Source organism: Streptomyces sp. NBRC 109706 (assembly GCF_000974485.1).
Taxonomy (GTDB): domain Bacteria; phylum Actinomycetota; class Actinomycetes; order Streptomycetales; family Streptomycetaceae; genus Streptomyces.
In genome coordinates, this window is sequence record NZ_BBOM01000013.1 from 1 (window position 1) to 17,933 (window position 17,933).

The window sequence follows — 17,933 nt, forward strand, 5'->3', positions numbered from 1 at the left end:
CGCCCGCCACCTGCGTGAAAGTGACGTGAGGGTGGTCGAGATCGACCGCCCGGACCGCAAGGCACGTCGGTGGCAGGGCAAGTCCGACCCGGTCGACGCCGAGGCAGCGGCCCGGGCCGCGCTCGCCGAACGCCGCACGGGAACACCGAAGTTCCGCGACGGGCGGGTCGAGGCCCTGCGGGCGTTGCGGGTCGCCCGCCGCAGCGCGGTCCAGCAGCGCTCGGACGTGCAGCGGCAGGTCAAGAACCTGATCGTCACCGCGCCGGAAGGCGTCCGCACCATGCTGCGGCACCTGAAGGACAAGGACCTGCTGACCACCTGCGCGGGCTTCCGCCCGAGCCTGGACCAGGCCGGCGGTCCGCTCACCGCGACGAAGATCGCCCTTCGCTCTCTCGCCCGCCGCCACCGCGACCTGGGCCAGGAGATCGACGAACTGGACGAGCTGATAGCCCCGCTCACCCAGGAGATCAACCCGGCCCTGACCGAGCTGAACGGCGTCGGCCCGGACGTCGCCGGCCAGCTGCTGGTCACCGCGGGCGACAACCCCGACCGGCTCCGCTCGGAAGCGGCGTTCGCCATGCTCTGCGGCGTCGCCCCGCTGCCCGCGTCATCCGGCCGCACCCACCGCCACCGGCTCAACCGGGGCGGTGACCGGGCCGCGAACGCGGCCCTCTACCGGATCGTGCTCTGCCGCCTGCGCTGGGACCAGCGCACCAAGCAGTACATGGAGCGACGGACCAAGGAGGGCCTGTCCAAGAAGGAGATCATCCGCTGCCTCAAGCGGTTCGTCGCCCGCGAGGTCTACCACGTCCTGACCACCACGAACGCCACCGCACCGGCCCCGAATCACCTCGCAACCGCTGCTTGACATCCATAAGAGCATCCCCGGACCTGCCCCAACTCCACGACGACACACCCTGAAGGGAGATGCCCCGTGCTTCTGTCAGCCTCCGCCGTGTTACTGCTCGGCCTGCTGATCTGGTTCCTCGTCCGCATCCGCTACCTGCGCACGTTCGAGGCGGTGCTCTGCACGACCTTCGGCTTCCTGCTCGCTCAAACGGCAGCCGCCCCGATGCTTCAGACGGCACTCAACGGAGTCAGCGCGCTCCTAGCGCGCCTTCAGTTCTGACCGACGGCCAAGGAGAGGAAACGCTGCGGGTGCGTCAACAAGATCATCCCACCGCCCGAGAGCCGGGCGACATGACCCCAGAGAAAACGGGCTCCCGACCGGGCGCGAAGTCGCCAAACCCGACCCGGTCAGGTGCCCACTCCCACCCCCACGTGAGCAGAGAAAGGAGCATCCACACTGTGACCAGCGAGAAGCGCTCGCGCAAGTCGCGCCCTCCCGTGTGCGTCATGCGCGAGGAGGAACACCCCACCTGTGCGGGCACCGAACAGGCCGTGCTCGTCGGTGCGGACGGCGAGGAACGGCGCCTGTGTCCGGCCCACGGCGCGGCCCTGTGGCTGACGAACCCGACGTTCCGGTTCTCCGCCAAGACCCGGCCGGCCGGCATCGCCGACGTCATGCGACACGCCTTCGGGGAGCCGCGATGAACGACTCCCTCAACTCCCTGAGCGCGCTGCTCCAACGCGCCACCCACCCCGGTTTCGAGGACTGGCGACGCGGCATCGTCCGGCTCGGCGGCTGCGTCAGCCCGGTCAATCTGGCCGGTCACGGAGTCAGCGTGGACGCGGCCACGGGCGAAGTGCTCCGCTCGCTGAGCGGGGGACTGATCATCCCGTGCGGCAACCGACGTGCCGTCGTCTGCCCGCCCTGCGCCCGGACCTACCGAGGAGACACCTTCCATCTGATCCGCGCGGGGCTGACCGGTGGCAAGGAGGTGACGGAACGGGTCGGTGGGCACCCTCGGGTGTTCGCCACGCTCACCGCCCCCGGCTTCGGAGCGGTCCACACCCGTCGGGAGCGGAGCGGCGAACCGTTGCCCTGCCGGCCGCGACCGTTTGACCAACGCTGCCCGCACGGGCGACCGATCGGCTGCCGCATCCAGCACACTCACAGCGATCCCCGGTTGGGCGAACCGCTGTGCCCGCGCTGCTACGACTACGCGGGGGCGGTCCTGTGGCAGGCGCACGCGGGAACGCTGTGGCACCGCTTCGCCCTGGAGCTGCGCCGCGAACTGGCCCGGCGGGCGGGGCTTACCCGCTCCGCGTTCGCCGAACGAGTGCGCCTGTCGTACGCCAAGGTCGCCGAGTACCAACGTCGCGGCCTGGTCCACTTCCACGCGGTCGTCCGCCTCGACGGGCCCGACGGGCCCTCGACCGTCCCGCCCCGCTGGGCGAGCACCGAACTGCTCGCCGACGCGGTGCGCACGGCGGCTACTCGGGTCCGCCTCCGCGCGGTCGGAGCGGACGTGATCGGTGCTCGCGTACTCCGCTTCGGCCCTCAGGTTGATGTGCGTCCCATCGCCGCGTTCGGCGACGGGCAACGGCTGACCTCCTCGGCCGTGGCGGGCTACATCGCCAAGTACGCGACAAAGGGCGCGGAGACTGCCGGCGCCACCGCCAGTCGTATCCGCGACGCTTCCGAACTGGTCGCCCTGCCCCTGCGCTACCACGTGCTCCGCATGGCGGGGACGTGTTGGTGGCTCGGTGGGCTGCCGCCCTTCGCTGAACTCGGCCTGCGTCGTTGGGCCCACATGCTCGGCTACCGGGGCCACTTCACCACCAAGTCCCGCCGCTACTCCACCACTCTGACCGCCCTCCGCACCGCCCGCGCCACGCACCGCGCCGGTGGGAAGTCCACGGTCACCGTGGGCCGGTGGCACTACGCGGGACGTGGCTATGACCCCGCCGGGGAACTCATCGCCGCGTCCGTGCGCGAGGGAGGTGAGCCTCATGGCACGCACTGAACCGGCCGGCCCCGCCGCGCTGTTGACCGTTCCGGAGGTCATGGCCCGGCTCAAACTCGGGCGCACGGCGGTCTATGAGCTGATCCGCTCCGGCCGGCTGTCCTCCCTCACCATCGGGCGCGCGCGTCGCGTCCCGGTATCGGCACTGCGCGACTTCATCGCCAACGAGACCGGGGAGGCGGCCTGATGGCGCGGCAACGAAAGCGGAACCCGAACGGCACGGGCACGATCACCAAACGGTCGGACGGTCGTTATCAGGCGGCCGTCTATGTGCTTCAGCCGGACGGAACCCGCGCCCGAAAGTACGCCTATGGCAAGACGTGGACGGAGTGCGACACCAAGCGGCGCGCGCTGCTGGCCAAGGCGGAGAGCGGCGTGCCCGTGCCCACCCGGTCGGCGAAGCTCGCCGAGTGGCTGCCCTACTGGCTGGACAACGTGGTCCGGCCGCGCCGGAAGCTGAGCACCTACGACAAGTACGAGGCGCACGTCAGGCTGTATCTGATGCCGCTGCTCGGGACCAAGCGACTGGAGTCGTTGGGCGTCGCGGACGTGCGGCGCTTTCTCACCCGGTTGGAGAAGCGGACCACTGCGGCGACGGCCAAGGAGGCACACCGGGTACTGCGGAGCGCGCTCACGGCAGCCTGCCGGGAGGAGCTGATCAGTCGGAATGTGGCGTCGCTGGTGGAGCCTCCGCGTCCCACGTCGCGGGAGCTGACGCCGTGGACGTTGGACGAGACGCTCACGTTCCTCGCGGCGGCCCGGAAGGACCCGCTCTATGCGGCGTTCGTGCTCGCCATCACCATGGGTCTGCGGCGCGGAGAGATCGTCGGCCTGCGCTGGTCGGATGTGGACCTGGACAACCGGGTTCTCCATATCCGGCAGCAGACGCAGCGTCGGCGTGGGCGGCTCTATGACGACGATCCCAAGGGCCGGCGTCGCCGGGCCGTTCCCCTTCCGGCCATGTGCGTGGCGCCGCTGCGGTGGCAGCGGTTGCGGCAGGCAGCCGTCAGGAAGCAGGCGGGCGAGAAGTGGGCGGGCGGCGACTACGTGTTCACCACCCGCACCGGGCGGCCGGTCGAACCGCGCAACGTGTACCGGTCGTTCACCCGGGTCGCCGGGAACGCGGGGCTCCGGGTGATCCGGTTGCACGACGCCCGACACGGCTGCGCCACGCTTCTGACCGCTGCGGGGGTTGCTCCCCGGGTGGTGATGGAGATCCTCGGACACAGCCAGATCAGCATCACCATGGGCGTGTACACACACGTCGTGCGGGACACCCAACGGGAGGCGATCAGCCACATGGACCGCCTGCTCAGGAGGCACCCCGGTCGTGACTGACCGCCGCCGTTGATGTCAGAAGTGGATGTCAAACGCCCCGGAGCATGATCGGTCCGGGGCGTTTTCCCTGGTGCCCCCGGCAGGATTCGAACCTGCGACACCCGCTTTAGGAGAGCGGTGCTCTATCCCCTGAGCTACGGAGGCCGGGACAGCGCGGATCAGTCTAGCCGGTTCGGTCGGTGGGGCGGGCCAGGAGGACGGTGAAGCGGTTCTGGGGGTCGGTCCACCAGTGGGTGGGGGTGAGGCCGGACCGGCCGAGGTCGGCGGCGAGGCGGGGGCGGCGGAACTTGGTGGAGAGTTCGGTGCGCAGGAGTTCGCCCTGGCTGAAGCCCACTTCGAGGTCGAGCACCGGAATCTTGACGGTGTGGCCGTAGCGGGCCTTCAGGGACATCTCGATCCGTTCGGCGCGCTCGTTCCAGGTCGCCACGTGGTCGAAGGCGCTGGCGTCGAAGTCGGCGTCGAGTTCGCGGTTGAGGACACGCAGCAGGTTCTTGTTGAACTCCGCGGTGACGCCCTGCGCGTCGTCGTAGGCGCGGGTCAGGGTGGTGGGCGACTTGACCAGGTCGGCGCCGATCAGGATCGCGTCGTTGGGGGTGAGCGCGGCGCCGAGGCGGCTGAGGAAGGCGGCGCGTTCCGCCGTGTCGAAGTTGCCGATGGTGGAACCGAGGAAGGCGACCAGTCGTGGGCCAGGGCCTTCGGGTATGGGCAGTTCCTGATCGAAGTCGGCCACAGTGGCATCGACCTCGATCCCTGGATAAGCGTCCAGGATCGATTCGGCGGCCTCGGTCAGGGCGGTGCGCGAGACGTCGATGGGGGCGTAGGCGCGCAGCGTGCCGCCGGCCGTGAGGGCGTCGAGCAGCACCCGGGTCTTCTCCGAGGAGCCGGAACCGAGTTCGACCAGGGTCCGCGCGTTGGTGTGGGCGGCTATGTCGGGGGCGTGTGCGCGGAGGATCTGTCGCTCGGCGCGGGTGAGGTAGTACTCGGGCAGCCGGGTGATGCGGGTGAAGAGTTCGCTGCCCCGCGCGTCGTAGAACCACTTGGGCGGCAGGGACTTGGGGTCGGCGGTCAGGCCGGTGCGCACATCGGCGTGCAGGCGCTCGGCGAAGTGGTCCTCCGGCAGGGTGTCGTGCACGGTGACGCTGCTGGTCATGGCGTTCCTTTCGGCGGTTTCCTGCCCGCCCGTTCCACGGTCGCCGGCCGGCGCGGGGCGCGGGCGCGGGGGCGGTTGTCAGTGGCGGGGCCTAGAGTCGTGGCAGGGCTTGGACATCGGCCGAGGTGCGGCTGGCGCGGAGCAGGGAGTGCTCGGGCACCTCGCGCCAGCCCGGCTGTTCCGGCACCGGCTCGGAGGCGACGAGCAGCCGTTCGTCCTCGGTCCGGTACCAGAGGCTGTCGCCGTGGCGGGTGGCGACGACGGTGCTGCCGTCGGTGAGGAGGAGGTTGAGGCGGGCGTCGGGCCGGGCGGTGAGGACGGCGGCGACGAGTTCGGCCAGCGCCTCGGGGGCTGGTTGGCCGGCCACCAGCCGTCGGGCCGCCATCAGCCAGAGCAGTGCGGCGTCGACGCGCGCCTCGATGCCCAGGAGTTCGGCGGGGGTCAGCGGCTCGCCGAGGTCGGTGGGGAGTTGCTCCCAGCGGTCGACGCTTCCGTTGAGGCTGAACAGCCAACGCCCCAGGGCGAAGGGGGCCACGGCCGTCTCGTGGTTGCTGCCGCCCGGGGTGGTGGAGCGCACCGAGGCCAGCACGGCGCCGCTGTGCAGCAGCCCGGCCAGGCCGGGCAGGTTCTCGTCGGCCCAGATGGGAACGGCGCGGCGGTAGCGCACGGGGCCCGCCCCGTCGTCCGGCGGGTACCAGCCGATGCCGAAGCCATCGGCGTTGATCGTACCTCCCACTTGGCACTTGGGCGCCCAGGACTGTTCATAGAGGCTGTGCGGAGGGGTGGTGAGAAGTTCGGCCAGGGAACGCGGGGGCCCGAGGTAGGCGAGGTGGCGGCACATCAGCCGAGGCCCGGGCGCGCGTCGCGGCAGGTCCGGAATCCGGCGAAGATCTGGCGGCGGACGGGGAGGTCCCAGTTGCGGAAGGTGCCTCGGCAGGCGACCGGATCGGTGCCGAAGGAGCCGCCGCGCAGCACCCGGTAGCCGGCGTCGAAGAACACCTCGCTGTACTCGCGGTAGGGATGGGCGGCGAAGCCGGGATAGCCGGTGAACTCGGTGGCGGTCCACTCCCAGACATCACCGAGGAGTTGACGTGCCCCGCTGGGCGCGGCCCCTTCCGCGTAGGCGCCGACGGGTGCCGGACGGAGGTGACGCTGGCCGAGGTTGGCGTGCCGCGCGTCGGGGGCCACGTCGCCCCAGGGGTAGCGGCGGGAGCGGCCGGTGGCGGGGTGGTGTCGGGCCGCCTTCTCCCATTCGGCCTCCGTCGGCAGCCGCCGGCCGGCCCACCGGGCGTAGGCATCGGCCTCGTACCAGCTGATGTGGAGCACCGGCTCGTCGGGTGGCACGGGTTCGGCGCGCCCGAACCGGTGGCGAAGCCACTGCCCTTCGAGGTCGCGGTGCCAGAAGGCCGGCGCCGTCAGATTGGCCTGCTTTCGGTGTGCCCAGCCCTCCGGGTGCCACCAGCGGGACTGGTGGTAGCCGCCGTCGGCGATGAACTCCTGGTAGGCGACGTTGCTGACGGGCGTGGTGTCCAGCCAGAACGCGGGGACGAAGACCCGGTGCGCCGGGCCCTCGTTGTCCAGCGCCCAGGGGTCGTCCGCCGGGTCGACGCCCATGGTGAAGGGGCCCGCCGGCACCAGGACCTCGGCCGGCGGCCGGTGCCCGGGACGGGGGCGCGCGGGCGCCGGCGCGTAGAGCACCCCGCGCCCCCGGCGCAGTTGGTGGGTGGCGAGCATGGTCTCGTCGTGCTGCTGCTCGTGTTGGGCGATCATGGCGAAGAGGAACGCCCGCTCGGGCTCGCCGGCCAGCAGGTCCAGCACCTCAAGCGCCTGGGCGCGCACCTCGGCCGCGTAGTGGCGGGCCTCGGCGGGGGACAGCAGGGGAAGGGCCGAGCGGTCGGCCCTGGGGTGCCGGAAGGCGTCGTAGAGGTGGTCGAGGTCGGCGCGGAGCGGTGCGCGTCCGCCGGCCCGGCGCAGCAGCCAGATCTCCTCCTGGTTGGCGATATGGGCCAGGTCCCAGACGAGCGGCGACATCAGGGGCGAGTGCCGCGCGGTGAGTTCGTCCGCCGGCAGGCAGTCGGTGAGTTCGTGGGTGCGCCGGCGGGCGGCCTCCAGTGCGGCGGCCAACTCGCCCGGGTCGATGGGGGCGCGCGCGTCGGGGGCGGACACGGCGTCGAGTGCGCCGGGGGTGCCCACCCGGCGCTTGGGCGGCGTCGGGGGCGTGGGCGCGACGGGGGTCTCGGTCATTCGGGGGTCTCCTTGGCTGCCGCGCGATGGGGATGGTCCGGTCGTGGGGTCCGGTCCCTTGGCCGGGGTCCGGCCGCTGGCCGGGATGGGGCCGGCGGGGGACGGCCGGCTCTTCGGGCCCGTCTCGGCGGCGGGCCAGGGGGCGTGCCCAGGGCGTCCAGTTGGTCGTCCGCCGGGCAACGGCCGTGCTCCGGGTAGCGGTTGGCGAACGAGGCGACGGCCTCCCTGAGGTGGCCGGCGCCGGGCAGGCGGGCCAGCGCCGCGTCGGCGGCGGCGAAACAGGCGCGGACGGCCGGGCCCAGCTCGGGATCGGCCGGACCGTGTCGGGCGGCGCGCAGCCAGAGGTCGAAGGCGGGCACCGCGTGGTTCGCGCCGCCCCGGATGAGCGGCTCGGTCGCGCGTCGTGCGGCCTCGGCGGCGATCGGATCGTCCAGCAGCACGCTGGTCACCGCCAGCGGCACGATCCAGTCATCCCCGGGTTGGGCATCGATCATCCGCAGTTCCCACCAGCCACGGGGGCGCACCGGTGGGAAGAGGGTGCTCAGGTGGTAGTCCAGATCGGCCAGGACGGGCGCGCGCCGGTCGGCGGTCGGCCCGCGCAACCAGGAGCGGAAGGAGCGATTGGGGGGCGCGACCCAGTTGGCGGGCGCCCCCCGGCGCACGCAGAGCAGCGACGCGTCCAGGGCGTAACGGGCCCAGGCCGCGCGCGGATCCTCGCCCTCCCCTACACCGCCGGAGCCGGGGGCGGGGTGGGCTTCGGGGGTGAACGGCCGGGTGCGGCCGGGGTCCAGGCGGGTCCACAGGGCCTGCCGGGTGGAGCGCCAGCCGGTCGGGCGGCCCCGCCAGACGGGGGAGTTGGCGAAGGCGGCGGTCAGGATCGGGCCCAGCCGGTGGGTCAGCGCCCAGCGGGCGCGATATCCGCTCGGGCCCCCGGAGTCGTCGCCGGCGTCCACGCTGATCTGCACGGAAGCGGTGGCCCGCATGATCAGCCGACCGCCCGGGCTCTGCCGGTCGAAGAAGCTTTCCATGGCCTGGTAGCGCGGGTGGTGCAGCACCCGGGGCGGGTCGCGGTAGGGGTCGAGCCCCAGGCCCGCGGCCTCAAGGCCGGCCGAGGCCAGCGCTTCGCGTAGCCGCGCCAGATCGGTTCCGGTCGCCTCGACGCAGGCGAGCAGCGAGGCCCCGGGCGCGCTGCTGATCTCCAGCTGACCGCCGGGCTCGCGGGTGAGCCGTCCACCGCCGGGGAGCACGGCGTCGCACGGAGGGTCGGCGGGCGGCGACGCGGTGTCGTGGAGCGGGGCGAGCGCGGCGCGCACCGCCTCGGCCGGCACCTCGGCGGCCGGATCGTCGACCCGGCGCACCAGCCACTCCAGCTCGACCCCGGTCCGGGCGGGAGCGCCCACCCGGACGCAGCCACGGGCGACATGTTCCTCGGCGTCCCGCTCGCTCAGCGGCGACGCGTCGGGGGCGTCGGGGCTGTCGTCGGGAAACGTCTCCGGCGTGGTGGGTGGCGCGCCGCGGGGCGCGCGCGGGGTGGCCGCCCCGGGGCGCGAGGGACCCGACGGGGCCATATGTGGGCGAGACGCTTCCGACGCCATCCCGGCCGCCCTCCTCTATCCCGTCTGCCCCCTTTGTCCGGGCAGTGGAATCACGGTAGGACGGCCGGGAGGGACCCGCCGGGCGCTATACCGCCAGTCGGCGCACGGCCAGCTCGGCGTAGAGCGCGGCGCCGTCGGCCAGCACCGACTCGTCGAAGGCGGCCAGCGGGGAGTGGTTGGCGGGCGCGACCTCGGGATCGACGCCCTCCGGCGTGGCACCGAGGAAGATCATCGCGCCCGGCACCTCGTCGATCACCCGGGAGAAGTCCTCAGCGCCGGTCAGCGGGTTCTCCAGGGGTGCGAAGCGCTCCTCCCCGATCGCCTCGCGGACGGTGTCGGCGGCGAACGCGACCTCCGCCGCGTCGTTGACCGTGACCGGGTACTGCTCGACGAAGCGGGCGTCCACCTCCAGTCCGTGCGCGGCGGCGATGCCCTCGCAGACGGTGACGACGCCCTCGCCGACCCGGGTTCTGGCCTCGCGCGAGAAGGTCCGCACCGTGGCGGCGAAGGTCGCGGTGTCGGGAATGATGTTGGTGGCGGTACCCGCGTGGAAACGACCGACCGTGAGCACCACCGGATCGAAAACGTCGAAGCTGCGACTGATCCAGGTCTGGAGCGCGGTGACCATCTCGCAGGCGGCGGGTATCGGATCCTTGGCGCGATAGGGCGCCGAACCGTGGCCGCCGGCGCCGCGCACCGTCACCTCAAGGACGCTGGAGGCCGCCAGGGCGGGGCCGCCACGGCCGGCGAAGACGCCGGCCGGCCAGGTGTGGGAGAGCACATGGAGCGCGTAGGCGGCGACCGGGCGCTCGCCGGTGGCGTCGAGCACACCCTCGTCCAGCATCTGGCCGGCGCCGTTGTATCCCTCCTCCCCTGGCTGAAACATCAACAGCACGTTTCCGGCCAGTTGGTCTCTGTGCGCGGCCAACAGCCGGGCCGCGCCGGCCAGCATGGTGGTGTGCAGGTCGTGACCGCAGGCGTGCATCCGCTCGGCCTCGGCGGCGAACGGCAGGCCCGTGCGCTCGGACACCGGCAGGGCGTCCATATCGCCCCGCAGCAGCACGGTGGGCCCCGGGCGGGCGCCGCGCAGCACCCCGGTGACCGAGGTCAGCCCCCGCCCCGTGCTGACCTCGATGGGCAGCCCTTCCAGCGCGGCCAGCACGGCCTCCTGGGTGCGGGGCAGTTGGAGCCCGATCTCGGGGATCGTATGCAACCGGCGGCGGAGTTGGACGAGTTCGTCGCTCAGCGCCCTGGCGTCATCGAGAAGGTTCATCGTGAATATCTGCCCACATTGGCCGATTTCAGCCCTGTGGGCGGGAGTTATGGCCGGAAGCCCCAAGCCGGGGTCCCCTCCCGGGGTCCCCTCGCGGGCAGGCGAGGCATCCCGGCGCGAGGCCCCCGAGGGCCGGCCGGCTACAGCGGATCGGGCCGGGCCACGGCGGCCGGGAAGAGGATGGTCGCGTTGCCAGCCGGTTCGGTGGCGGCCCGCCCCGCCCGGTCGCTGACCCGGATCAGCAGCGCCACCAGCAGCCAGTTGGCCACCGTCGACGAACCGCCCTGGGCCAGGAACGGCAGCGCCTTGCCGGTCAGCGGGATCAGCCCGGTGACACCGCCGACCACCACGAAGACCTGCAGCGCGATCACCGAGGCGAGCCCGGCCGCCAGCAGCTTCCCGAACGGATCGGGCGTGGCGAGGCCGGCGCGGAAGCCGCGTTGGATCAGCAGGGCGTAGAGCAGCAGCACCAGCGTCACGCCCAGCAGCCCCAGCTCCTCGCCCACGGCGGTCAGGATGAAGTCGCTGCGCCCCGCGAAGCCGACCAGATAGGTGTGCCCCTGTCCGAGGCCGGTGCCGAGGAGATCGCCGGCACCGAAACTGAACAGCGCCTGGGCCGCCTGGTCCGACACAAAGCCCGCGGGCCGCTCGTCCTCGGGCAGAAACGCGACCATCGGGTCCAGCCAGATGCGGATCCGACCCTTGACATGCTCCTGGGTGGCCGAGACCACGACCGTCCCCAACGCGGCCAACAACCCGCCGAACACCAGCCATCCGGGACGCCCGGTGGCGATGTAGAGCATCACCACGAAGACACCGAAGAAGATCAACGAGGTGCCGAGGTCGCGTTCGTAGAAGAGAACCACCAGGCTGACGGCCCAGACCAGAAGCACCGGGCCCGCGTTCCGCCCACGCGGCAGGTCCAGGCCGAGCACCCTGCGCCCGGCCAGCGCCAGCGCGTCGCGGTTCGCCATCAGGTAGCTGGCGAAGAAGACAACGATCATGACCTTGACGAACTCGCCCGGTTGGACGGAGAGCGACCCCACCACGATCCACCGCTTGGCACCGTAGACATCGGCGCCGAAGAGGGCGGGCGCCATCAGAAGCGCCATCGCCACGGTCATGCCGAGATAGGTGTACCGCTGCAGCGCCCGGTGGTGGCGCAGGACCACCAATGTGCCGATCAGCAGGCCGACGCCCACCACCGTCCAGAGCACCTGGTCCGAGGCGACCGGGGCGGACTGGTAGTCGGTCTCCGGGAAGTGCGTCGCATAGGCGTGGTCAAGCCGGTCGATCAGCACCAGGCCGAGGCCGGTGAGCAGCACGGTGACGGGCAGGATCAGCGGGTCGGCGAAGCGGGCGTACCGTCGCACCACCAGATGCGCGGCCAACGCCAGCGCGCCCAGGCCGGCGGTGTGGGCGAGGAGTCCGGGCGGCGGGCGATCCAGCACGGTCAGGCCGACGATGGTGTGGCCCGAGGCGACGATCGCGACGGCGAAGATCACCAGGGCGAGTTCGAGATTGCGCCGGCGCGCGGTCCAGGCGCGCACGCCGGGCGACTCGACGGGGCGCCCCCAGCCCCGCCGACGGGAGCCCGTGGCCCCCGCGCTGTCTCTGCCCATCCCATCCCCACCCCCGTGTCGGTCCGCGCGCCGGTGTGGCCTTCCACACACGCCGCGACGGCCGGTGGAAGACCGGCCGTCGCGGCGGAAGCGGCGCGCGCCGTCCGCAACCTACCCATGCGGCGCGAACGCCGCACCCGCGCACCCACTGGGCCGAACGGGTGAGGCGACGGGGAGGATCCCGCGCGCGGGAAGGGTGCGGCGGCCGCGTTCGTTGAAACGGGAGACCCCGTCGGACAAACCGCGTGGCCTCCGGGCGGTAGGGGCATGGCGTCCTACAGCCCGGGGTACCCGAACGCAACTATCGCTTGCTTTTGTTCGTCTTCAGGGGTGTGGAGGGGATGACGCACACGGCCCGATCCGGCCATGCCGGTATCTGTGGCCGGGCAGGGTACTCCATCGGCGAGAAAAAGATGCACCGGTTGGGAATTCTGTCCGGATTCCCGTCGTTAGATCGTTACGGGCTCGGGAGGCAAGGGGGCATCCCGGTCCGGTCCGAGGAGGACCTTGTGTGATCGCCCAGATCACCTCTGATCAATTCGCAAGGGAGCACGTATGGCAACCCGTGCCGTCGCCCGGCGTCAGGACACCGATGACAGTGTCGCGACGGGCAGTGTCCGGTCCAGCGCGAGCAGCGATGCCACGGAGCGCGACCTGGTCGGAATGTATCTCGACGAGATAGCCCGCACTCCGCTGCTCGACGCGGCGCAGGAGGTCGAGCTGTCCCTCGCCATCGAGGCGGGGCTGTACGCGGAGCGCCTGCTCAACGAGCAGGAGGAGCCGGTGGCCGAAGGGCCCTCGGGCTCGGCCTCGCGGGCGGAGCTCGCGGCGCTGGTCGCCGAGGGCGACCGCGCCAAGGACAGCTTCATCCGGTCCAACCTGCGTCTCGTGGTCGCCGTGGCACGCCGATACCCGCGCAGTGGGCTGCCGTTGCTCGATCTCATCCAGGAGGGCAACGCCGGCCTCGTGCGGGCCGTGGAGAAGTTCGACTACACCAAGGGCTTCAAGTTCTCGACCTATGCCACCTGGTGGATCAGGCAGGCCATCACCCGATCGATAGCCGACCAGTCGCGCACCATCCGGCTACCGGTGCATCTGGTCGAGGAGCTGGGCCGGATCCGTCGTGTGCAGCGGGAGTTCAACCGCGAGCACGGTCGCGAGCCGGAGCCGGCCGAGGTCTCGGCCGAGCTGGGCTCCACGCCGGAGCGCGTGCAGGACGTACTGGACTGGGCGCGTGACCCGGTCAGCCTGAACATGGCGGTGGACGACGAGGGCGAGACCCAGTTCGGGGATCTGCTGGAGGACACCTCGGCGGCCTCACCCGAGCAGTCGGTGCTGGTGATGATGCGCCGGGAGGGCCTTGAGGACCTCATCGGGCGGCTCGACCAGCGCACCGCGGCCATCATCAAGGCGCGCTACGGCATCGAGGACGGGCGTGAGCGCACGCTCACCGAGGTGGGCAAGCAGCACGGCCTGACGAGGGAGCGCATCCGGCAGATCGAGAAGCACGCGCTGCTCGAACTGAAGAAGATGGCGAACGACTCCGGCTTCGACGCGGCGGCCTGAGCCGCCCCGTCCGGCCGGGCCCTTTGCCACAGCCACCGCGACCGCGTCCGCCACCACCGGCGACTGGACGCGACGACCAACCGAACACCACGAGTCCCGGCATCACCACTCAACGGCCCCGGCGCCCAGGCGCCGGGGCCGAGTTCCGTCTGCGTTCTGTCCGCGTTCTGTCCGCGCCACCCGACGAGGCGGCAAGTGTGACCGTGCACACACTTCTTGCCGAAATAAGTGGGGAGCCACTGCCCGTTTAAGCCTGAGTCCGATCAAGCGGGGAGGCTTTCCCCGGTTGTTGAGTCTCACGCAGCGAGGGATCCTCATGAGCCAGTCCACGACTGCCGCGCGAGGCGGAGCGCGCGCTCCGCTGCGCGCCGACGCCGCGCGCAACCGGGAGCGCATCCTGGGCGCGGCGCGCGAGGCGGTGGTGGAGCACGGGCCCGAGGTCGCCCTGGACGAAATCGCTCGACGGGCCGGAGTGGGCAATGCCACCCTGTACCGGCACTTTCCCGACCGGCAGTCTCTGCTGCTCCAGATGCTGATCTTTGTCAGCGACCGGATCACCGAGCGCGCCAGACAGGCTCTGGAGGCCGAGCGTGACCCCTTCGAGGCGCTGAGCCGGCTGGTCCTCGATTCGGCCGAGGAACGAGTCGGCGGCCTGTGCCATCTGCTCGGGGTCGGCGCCGAGGGGGAGAACCCGGAGCTGGCCGCCAGCCGGCACCGAGCCCTCGACATCACCGAACAACTGCTGGCACGGGCACACGCCTCGGGCCAGCTGCGCACCGACGTGGGCGCGGGAGACCTGCTGATCGCCGTCAGCCGGCTCACGCTCTCCGTGCCGGGCAGCCCGTGCTCCGACGACGTCGACCTGTCCCGCCGCCATCTCCAGATCTTCCTGGACGGCCTGCGGACTCCCTCACGCAGTGAACTCGCCGGAGGGGCCCTGCGATTGGCGGATCTCAAGGAGGAGATCCGCTGAGCTCCTCCCGGCTGGCGACTCAGCGCTGAGTTTCCGCGCGACGCCGGGTCCATCTCATCGGCTTCATCACCGAGTCGGGCGGGCCGGATGCCCGACCGTGGGCTTCCCCTTCCCAAACTTCGCCCCTTATCTCCCTTATGAGGTAGAAACTCCATGCCACCCGACACCACCGTGCGCCCGACGCCGATCGGCGCCAATCCCAGGCGCTGGCAGGCTCTTTTCTTCATCGCGCTGGCGCAACTGATGGTCGTGCTCGACGGCACGATCGTGAATATCGCGCTGCCCACCGCCCAGGAGGACCTGGGCATCTCGGCGGGCGACCGCCAGTGGGTGATCACCGCCTATGCCCTGGCCTTCGGTGGTCTGCTGCTCTTCGGCGGACGCATCTCCGACATCTGGGGCCGGCAGCGGACCTTCATCCTGGGCCTCGTCGGCTTCGCGTTCGCCTCCGGCCTCGGCGGAGCGGCGCAGAACCAGCTGATGATGTTCGGCGCCCGGGCCCTGCAGGGGGTCTTCGGCGCCCTGCTCGCCCCCGCGGCACTGGCCCTGCTCACGGTCATGTTCACCGACGTCAAGGAACGCGCGAAGGCGTTCGGCATCTTCGGTGCCATCGCGGGTGCGGGCGCCGCTGTGGGCCTGCTGCTCGGCGGCGTGCTCACCAGCTACCTGGACTGGCGCTGGACCTTCTATGTGAACGTGCCCTTCGCCGTGGTCGCCGTGATCGGCGCCATCCTGGTGATCCGCGAGCCGGACGAGGCGCGCAACCGCTCCCCGCTGGACGTGCCAGGTGTGCTGTTGGCCACACTCGGTCTGGTGGCCCTGGTCTACGGCTTCAGCCGGGCCGAGCACCAGGACTGGACCGAGACCTGGGTGGTCGCCAGCTTTGTGGCCTCCGCGGCGCTGTTGATCTCCTTCGTGTTGGTGGAGAGCCGGGTCAAGCACCCGCTGCTGCCGCTGCGCGTGATCGCCGACCGCAACCGGGGCGGCACCTATCTGGCGTTCGCGCTCGCCGTGATCGCGATGTTCGGGCTCTTCCTGTTCCTGACGCTGTACCTCCAGATCGTTCGGGAGTACTCGCCGGTCCGGACCGGCGTCGCCTTCCTGCCGATGGTCGCCGGCATGATCATCGGGTCCACGCAGATAGCTCCCCGGCTGGCCACCCGGGTGGCGCCGCGCTTCCTGATGGGGCCCGGCCTGTTCGTGGCCTCGCTCGGCATGCTCTGGCTGACCCAGCTGGAGGTGGACTCCTCCTATGTGGCGGTGATCCTGCCCGGACAGGTGCTGCTCGGCCTCGGCATGGGAACGGCCTTCATGGCGGGGATGAGCCTGGCGACCTCCGGTGTGCGGCCCACCGACGCCGGGGTCGCCTCGGCGATGGTCAACACCGCACAGCAGATCGGCGGGGCGGTCGGCACCGCGCTGCTGAACACCATCGCCGCGAGCGCCACCACCAGCTATCTGGCCTCCCGCCTGCAGGACGCGACCACGGAGGACGCCCAACTGCGACTGCACCTGGCGTCCGAGGTGCACGGCTACAGCGTGGCCATCTGGTGGGGCTTCGCCATCATCGCGGCGGCGTCGGTGATCGCGTTCCTGCTGATCAACGCGGAGCGCGGCGGCGCGCTCGGCAAGACCGACAGCCAGGAGGCCGGGGACCAACCGGCTCCGGTGCTCGTGCACTGACGCGGAACAACCCACCCGGCACCCGCCGGGCGCCGGCCCCACGACCGACTCTCGGCCGTGGGGCCGACCCATGGGACCGCCCCGGGCACCAGCCGTGGGAGCACGGCGTCGGCGGGACGGAAGCGCCGGCCGGCGGCCGCGCGCCGACGCTCCGGGACCGGCAGTGGCCATCAACCGTCCCGGGAAGCCCGGTCCGGCTCGCCGCCAGCCCGTACAGAGGACGTTTATGGAACGTCTACCGACACCGACGAGGCTGGGCACATGTCGGGAGATCAACATGGTGGGGGGCGCTGGTCCGGTCCGGCCGACGTGCTCACCCACGGCCAGCTGCTGCGCATGGGGGACCAGGCCAGCGCCGCCCTGCTGAGCCACGGGGTCCGCGCCCAGGACCCGGTGGCCGTGCAACTGCCCATGTGCCTTGAGTCGGTGGTGATCACCCTGGCCTGCCTGAAGATCGGCGCCCAGCGGATCACCCTGCCCATCGGGAACAACCGGGATGTTGTGCGCGACCGCCTCAACACCAGCGGGGCCCGGGTGGTGATCTGCGCGGACGCCTGTGAGGCCGACGGGCGGGTGCACAACGTCAAGGCCAACATGGACCGGACTCTCGCCGGCTGCCCCAAGGTGGAAAAGGTCCTGGTGGTCAGGCAGCTCGCGCGCCCCGTGCCCTGGGAGCCGGGGCGGGACCGCTGGTGGCACGAGGATCTGACGCCTCGGACGCTGCCGCCCCGGCCGTATCCTGGCCATATGAGCGCGGACATCCCACCGACGGGCGGCACCCCGGGCACCGAAGAGCTGGTCTTCGACGACCCGCTGTCGAGCCGTTCCCCGGACGACAGTGACCACGGCTGGGGCGAGGACCCCACCCAGGAGGCATCCGAAGGCAACCTGCTGCGCCTGATCAACGAGCGTCCGCCGCACCACCTCTGAGCCGCCCCCGGCGGCCAGGGCCCTCAGCTCTCGCGGTCCCCGCCCGTCGCGGCGGAATCCGCTCCCTCGCCGGCGGCGCCCTCCGGCGCCGGACGCTGGGCCCCGACCGTGGCAGTGCCGCCGACAGCGCCCGAGCCACCGGAGCCACCGGCGGAGCCGCCCGCCGCCCGCAGCGCCACCAGCTCGTCCCTGATCTCGGCCAGCAGCTCCAGATCGGTCTTCGCTGCCGGCTCCACCGGCTGCTTGGCCTTGCGCCGCGCCAGATAGCGGGTCATCGGCAGGATCATCAGGAAGTAGACCACCGCCGCCGTGATCAGGAAGGTCAGCGAGGCGCTGATCACCGAGCCCCAGTTGATCGGGATGCCCTGCATCACGCCGTCCACCTCCTTGCAGGGACCGCGGAGGCAGGACTGGTACTCGTTGAGGTCCTGGGTGCCGAAGGCGCCCACCAGGGGGTTGATCACCCCCTCCACCACCGAGTTCACAATGTTGGTGAACGCGGCGCCGATGACCACGGCCACCGCCAGATCCACCACGTTCCCGCGCATCAGGAACTCGCGGAAGCCGGCCAGCACCCCTCTCACCTCGGTGAGAGCCCGCTTGCCGTCCCGATCTTCCTCGCTCACCGTCTCGCCTCTCTTCCGCCCCGCTCGGCCGCCGCACATCGCGCCGGCCCCGGGGACCCTGGA

General features: G+C 71.6%; 17 protein-coding genes and 1 tRNA gene. 10 read left to right on the forward strand and 8 right to left on the reverse strand.

Annotated features, from left to right (window positions below; genetic code table 11):
• The 6 genes from AOM46_RS28625 to AOM46_RS28650 all read left to right on the forward strand — a co-directional run.
• A partial coding sequence (locus AOM46_RS28625) for an IS110 family transposase (protein WP_062217381.1) occupies positions 1-868 on the forward strand: 868 nt, incomplete at its 5' end.
• A gap of 66 nt (positions 869-934) precedes the next feature.
• On the forward strand, positions 935-1,129 hold the full coding sequence (locus AOM46_RS28630; protein WP_062216860.1) for a hypothetical protein: 195 nt from the start codon (positions 935-937) through the stop codon (positions 1,127-1,129).
• A gap of 179 nt (positions 1,130-1,308) precedes the next feature.
• The gene (locus AOM46_RS28635; protein WP_062216863.1) at positions 1,309-1,554 is read left to right on the forward strand and encodes a hypothetical protein; all 246 of its coding nucleotides are present in this window, start codon (positions 1,309-1,311) and stop codon (positions 1,552-1,554) included.
• Positions 1,551-2,870, forward strand: a complete 1,320-nt coding sequence (locus AOM46_RS28640) for a replication initiator (RefSeq protein ID WP_062216866.1) — start codon at positions 1,551-1,553, stop codon at positions 2,868-2,870. Before AOM46_RS28635 ends, AOM46_RS28640 begins: the two co-directional genes overlap by 4 nt.
• Positions 2,857-3,057, forward strand: a complete 201-nt coding sequence (locus AOM46_RS28645; protein ID WP_062216869.1) for a helix-turn-helix domain-containing protein — start codon at positions 2,857-2,859, stop codon at positions 3,055-3,057. Before AOM46_RS28640 ends, AOM46_RS28645 begins: the two co-directional genes overlap by 14 nt.
• Entirely contained in the window at positions 3,057-4,208 is a 1,152-nt protein-coding gene (locus AOM46_RS28650) for a site-specific integrase (RefSeq protein ID WP_062216872.1), read from the forward strand. The genes AOM46_RS28645 and AOM46_RS28650 overlap by 1 nt, the downstream gene beginning before the upstream one ends.
• Positions 4,209-4,276: 68 nt before the next feature.
• Here the strand turns inward: AOM46_RS28650 and AOM46_RS28655 are convergent.
• From AOM46_RS28655 to AOM46_RS28685, 7 genes are all read right to left on the reverse strand, one after another.
• A tRNA-Arg gene (locus tag AOM46_RS28655) sits at positions 4,277-4,352 on the reverse strand.
• 19 nt (positions 4,353-4,371) lie between these two features.
• Complete coding sequence (egtD, locus tag AOM46_RS28660; RefSeq protein ID WP_062216875.1) at positions 4,372-5,358, reverse strand: L-histidine N(alpha)-methyltransferase; 987 nt, start codon at positions 5,356-5,358, stop codon at positions 4,372-4,374.
• A gap of 91 nt (positions 5,359-5,449) precedes the next feature.
• Positions 5,450-6,199, reverse strand: a complete 750-nt coding sequence (gene egtC, locus AOM46_RS28665) for an ergothioneine biosynthesis protein EgtC (protein WP_062216878.1) — start codon at positions 6,197-6,199, stop codon at positions 5,450-5,452.
• A complete protein-coding gene (gene egtB, locus AOM46_RS28670; protein ID WP_078857289.1) occupies positions 6,199-7,602 on the reverse strand; it encodes an ergothioneine biosynthesis protein EgtB in 1,404 nt (467 codons plus the stop codon). The genes egtC and egtB overlap by 1 nt, the downstream gene beginning before the upstream one ends.
• Positions 7,599-9,197, reverse strand: a complete 1,599-nt coding sequence (gene egtA, locus AOM46_RS28675; protein ID WP_234314095.1) for an ergothioneine biosynthesis glutamate--cysteine ligase EgtA — start codon at positions 9,195-9,197, stop codon at positions 7,599-7,601. The genes egtB and egtA overlap by 4 nt, the downstream gene beginning before the upstream one ends.
• An 85-nt stretch (positions 9,198-9,282) precedes the next feature.
• Complete coding sequence (locus AOM46_RS28680) at positions 9,283-10,470, reverse strand: M20 family metallopeptidase (RefSeq protein ID WP_062216880.1); 1,188 nt, start codon at positions 10,468-10,470, stop codon at positions 9,283-9,285.
• Between the two features lie 140 nt (positions 10,471-10,610).
• A complete protein-coding gene (locus AOM46_RS28685) occupies positions 10,611-12,092 on the reverse strand; it encodes an FtsW/RodA/SpoVE family cell cycle protein (protein ID WP_067226691.1) in 1,482 nt (493 codons plus the stop codon).
• Positions 12,093-12,647: 555 nt separating this feature from the next.
• Between AOM46_RS28685 and AOM46_RS28690 the strand changes: the two genes are divergently transcribed.
• The 4 genes from AOM46_RS28690 (at position 12,648) to AOM46_RS31440 (ending at position 17,244) form a co-directional block, all read left to right on the forward strand.
• On the forward strand, positions 12,648-13,658 hold the full coding sequence (locus AOM46_RS28690) for an RNA polymerase sigma factor RpoD/SigA (protein WP_062216886.1): 1,011 nt from the start codon (positions 12,648-12,650) through the stop codon (positions 13,656-13,658).
• A gap of 316 nt (positions 13,659-13,974) precedes the next feature.
• Complete coding sequence (locus AOM46_RS28695; RefSeq protein ID WP_062216889.1) at positions 13,975-14,631, forward strand: TetR/AcrR family transcriptional regulator; 657 nt, start codon at positions 13,975-13,977, stop codon at positions 14,629-14,631.
• Positions 14,632-14,784: 153 nt separating this feature from the next.
• Positions 14,785-16,314 carry an MFS transporter gene (locus AOM46_RS28700; RefSeq protein ID WP_062216892.1) on the forward strand — a complete coding sequence of 510 codons (1,530 nt, stop codon included), beginning with the start codon at positions 14,785-14,787 and terminating at the stop codon, positions 16,312-16,314.
• Between the two features lie 261 nt (positions 16,315-16,575).
• Positions 16,576-17,244 carry an AMP-binding protein gene (locus tag AOM46_RS31440; RefSeq protein WP_067226692.1) on the forward strand — a complete coding sequence of 223 codons (669 nt, stop codon included), beginning with the start codon at positions 16,576-16,578 and terminating at the stop codon, positions 17,242-17,244.
• 23 nt (positions 17,245-17,267) lie between these two features.
• On the opposite strand, the gene AOM46_RS28710 is transcribed toward AOM46_RS31440, so the two are convergent.
• Positions 17,268-17,792: an MscL family protein gene (locus AOM46_RS28710; RefSeq protein ID WP_062217387.1), complete on the reverse strand. Its 525-nt coding sequence runs from the start codon at positions 17,790-17,792 to the stop codon at positions 17,268-17,270.
• Between the last annotated feature and the right edge of the window lie 141 nt (positions 17,793-17,933).

Bases quoted from the DNA above. Each gene is read 5' to 3' on its own strand.
- AOM46_RS28640 (WP_062216866.1), top strand. From the start codon at position 1,551: ATGAACGACTCCCTCAACTCCCTGAGCGCGCTGCTCCAACGCGCCACC.
- AOM46_RS28645 (WP_062216869.1), top strand. From the start codon at position 2,857: ATGGCACGCACTGAACCGGCCGGCCCCGCCGCGCTGTTGACCGTTCCG.
- AOM46_RS28650 (WP_062216872.1), top strand. From the start codon at position 3,057: ATGGCGCGGCAACGAAAGCGGAACCCGAACGGCACGGGCACGATCACC.
- egtD (WP_062216875.1), bottom strand. From the start codon at position 5,358: ATGACCAGCAGCGTCACCGTGCACGACACCCTGCCGGAGGACCACTTC.
- egtC (WP_062216878.1), bottom strand. From the start codon at position 6,199: ATGTGCCGCCACCTCGCCTACCTCGGGCCCCCGCGTTCCCTGGCCGAA.
- egtB (WP_078857289.1), bottom strand. From the start codon at position 7,602: ATGACCGAGACCCCCGTCGCGCCCACGCCCCCGACGCCGCCCAAGCGC.
- egtA (WP_234314095.1), bottom strand. From the start codon at position 9,197: ATGGCGTCGGAAGCGTCTCGCCCACATATGGCCCCGTCGGGTCCCTCG.
- AOM46_RS28680 (WP_062216880.1), bottom strand. From the start codon at position 10,470: ATGAACCTTCTCGATGACGCCAGGGCGCTGAGCGACGAACTCGTCCAA.
- AOM46_RS28685 (WP_067226691.1), bottom strand. From the start codon at position 12,092: ATGGGCAGAGACAGCGCGGGGGCCACGGGCTCCCGTCGGCGGGGCTGG.
- AOM46_RS28690 (WP_062216886.1), top strand. From the start codon at position 12,648: ATGGCAACCCGTGCCGTCGCCCGGCGTCAGGACACCGATGACAGTGTC.
- AOM46_RS28695 (WP_062216889.1), top strand. From the start codon at position 13,975: ATGAGCCAGTCCACGACTGCCGCGCGAGGCGGAGCGCGCGCTCCGCTG.
- AOM46_RS28700 (WP_062216892.1), top strand. From the start codon at position 14,785: ATGCCACCCGACACCACCGTGCGCCCGACGCCGATCGGCGCCAATCCC.
- AOM46_RS31440 (WP_067226692.1), top strand. From the start codon at position 16,576: ATGTCGGGAGATCAACATGGTGGGGGGCGCTGGTCCGGTCCGGCCGAC.
- AOM46_RS28710 (WP_062217387.1), bottom strand. From the start codon at position 17,792: ATGCGCGGGAACGTGGTGGATCTGGCGGTGGCCGTGGTCATCGGCGCC.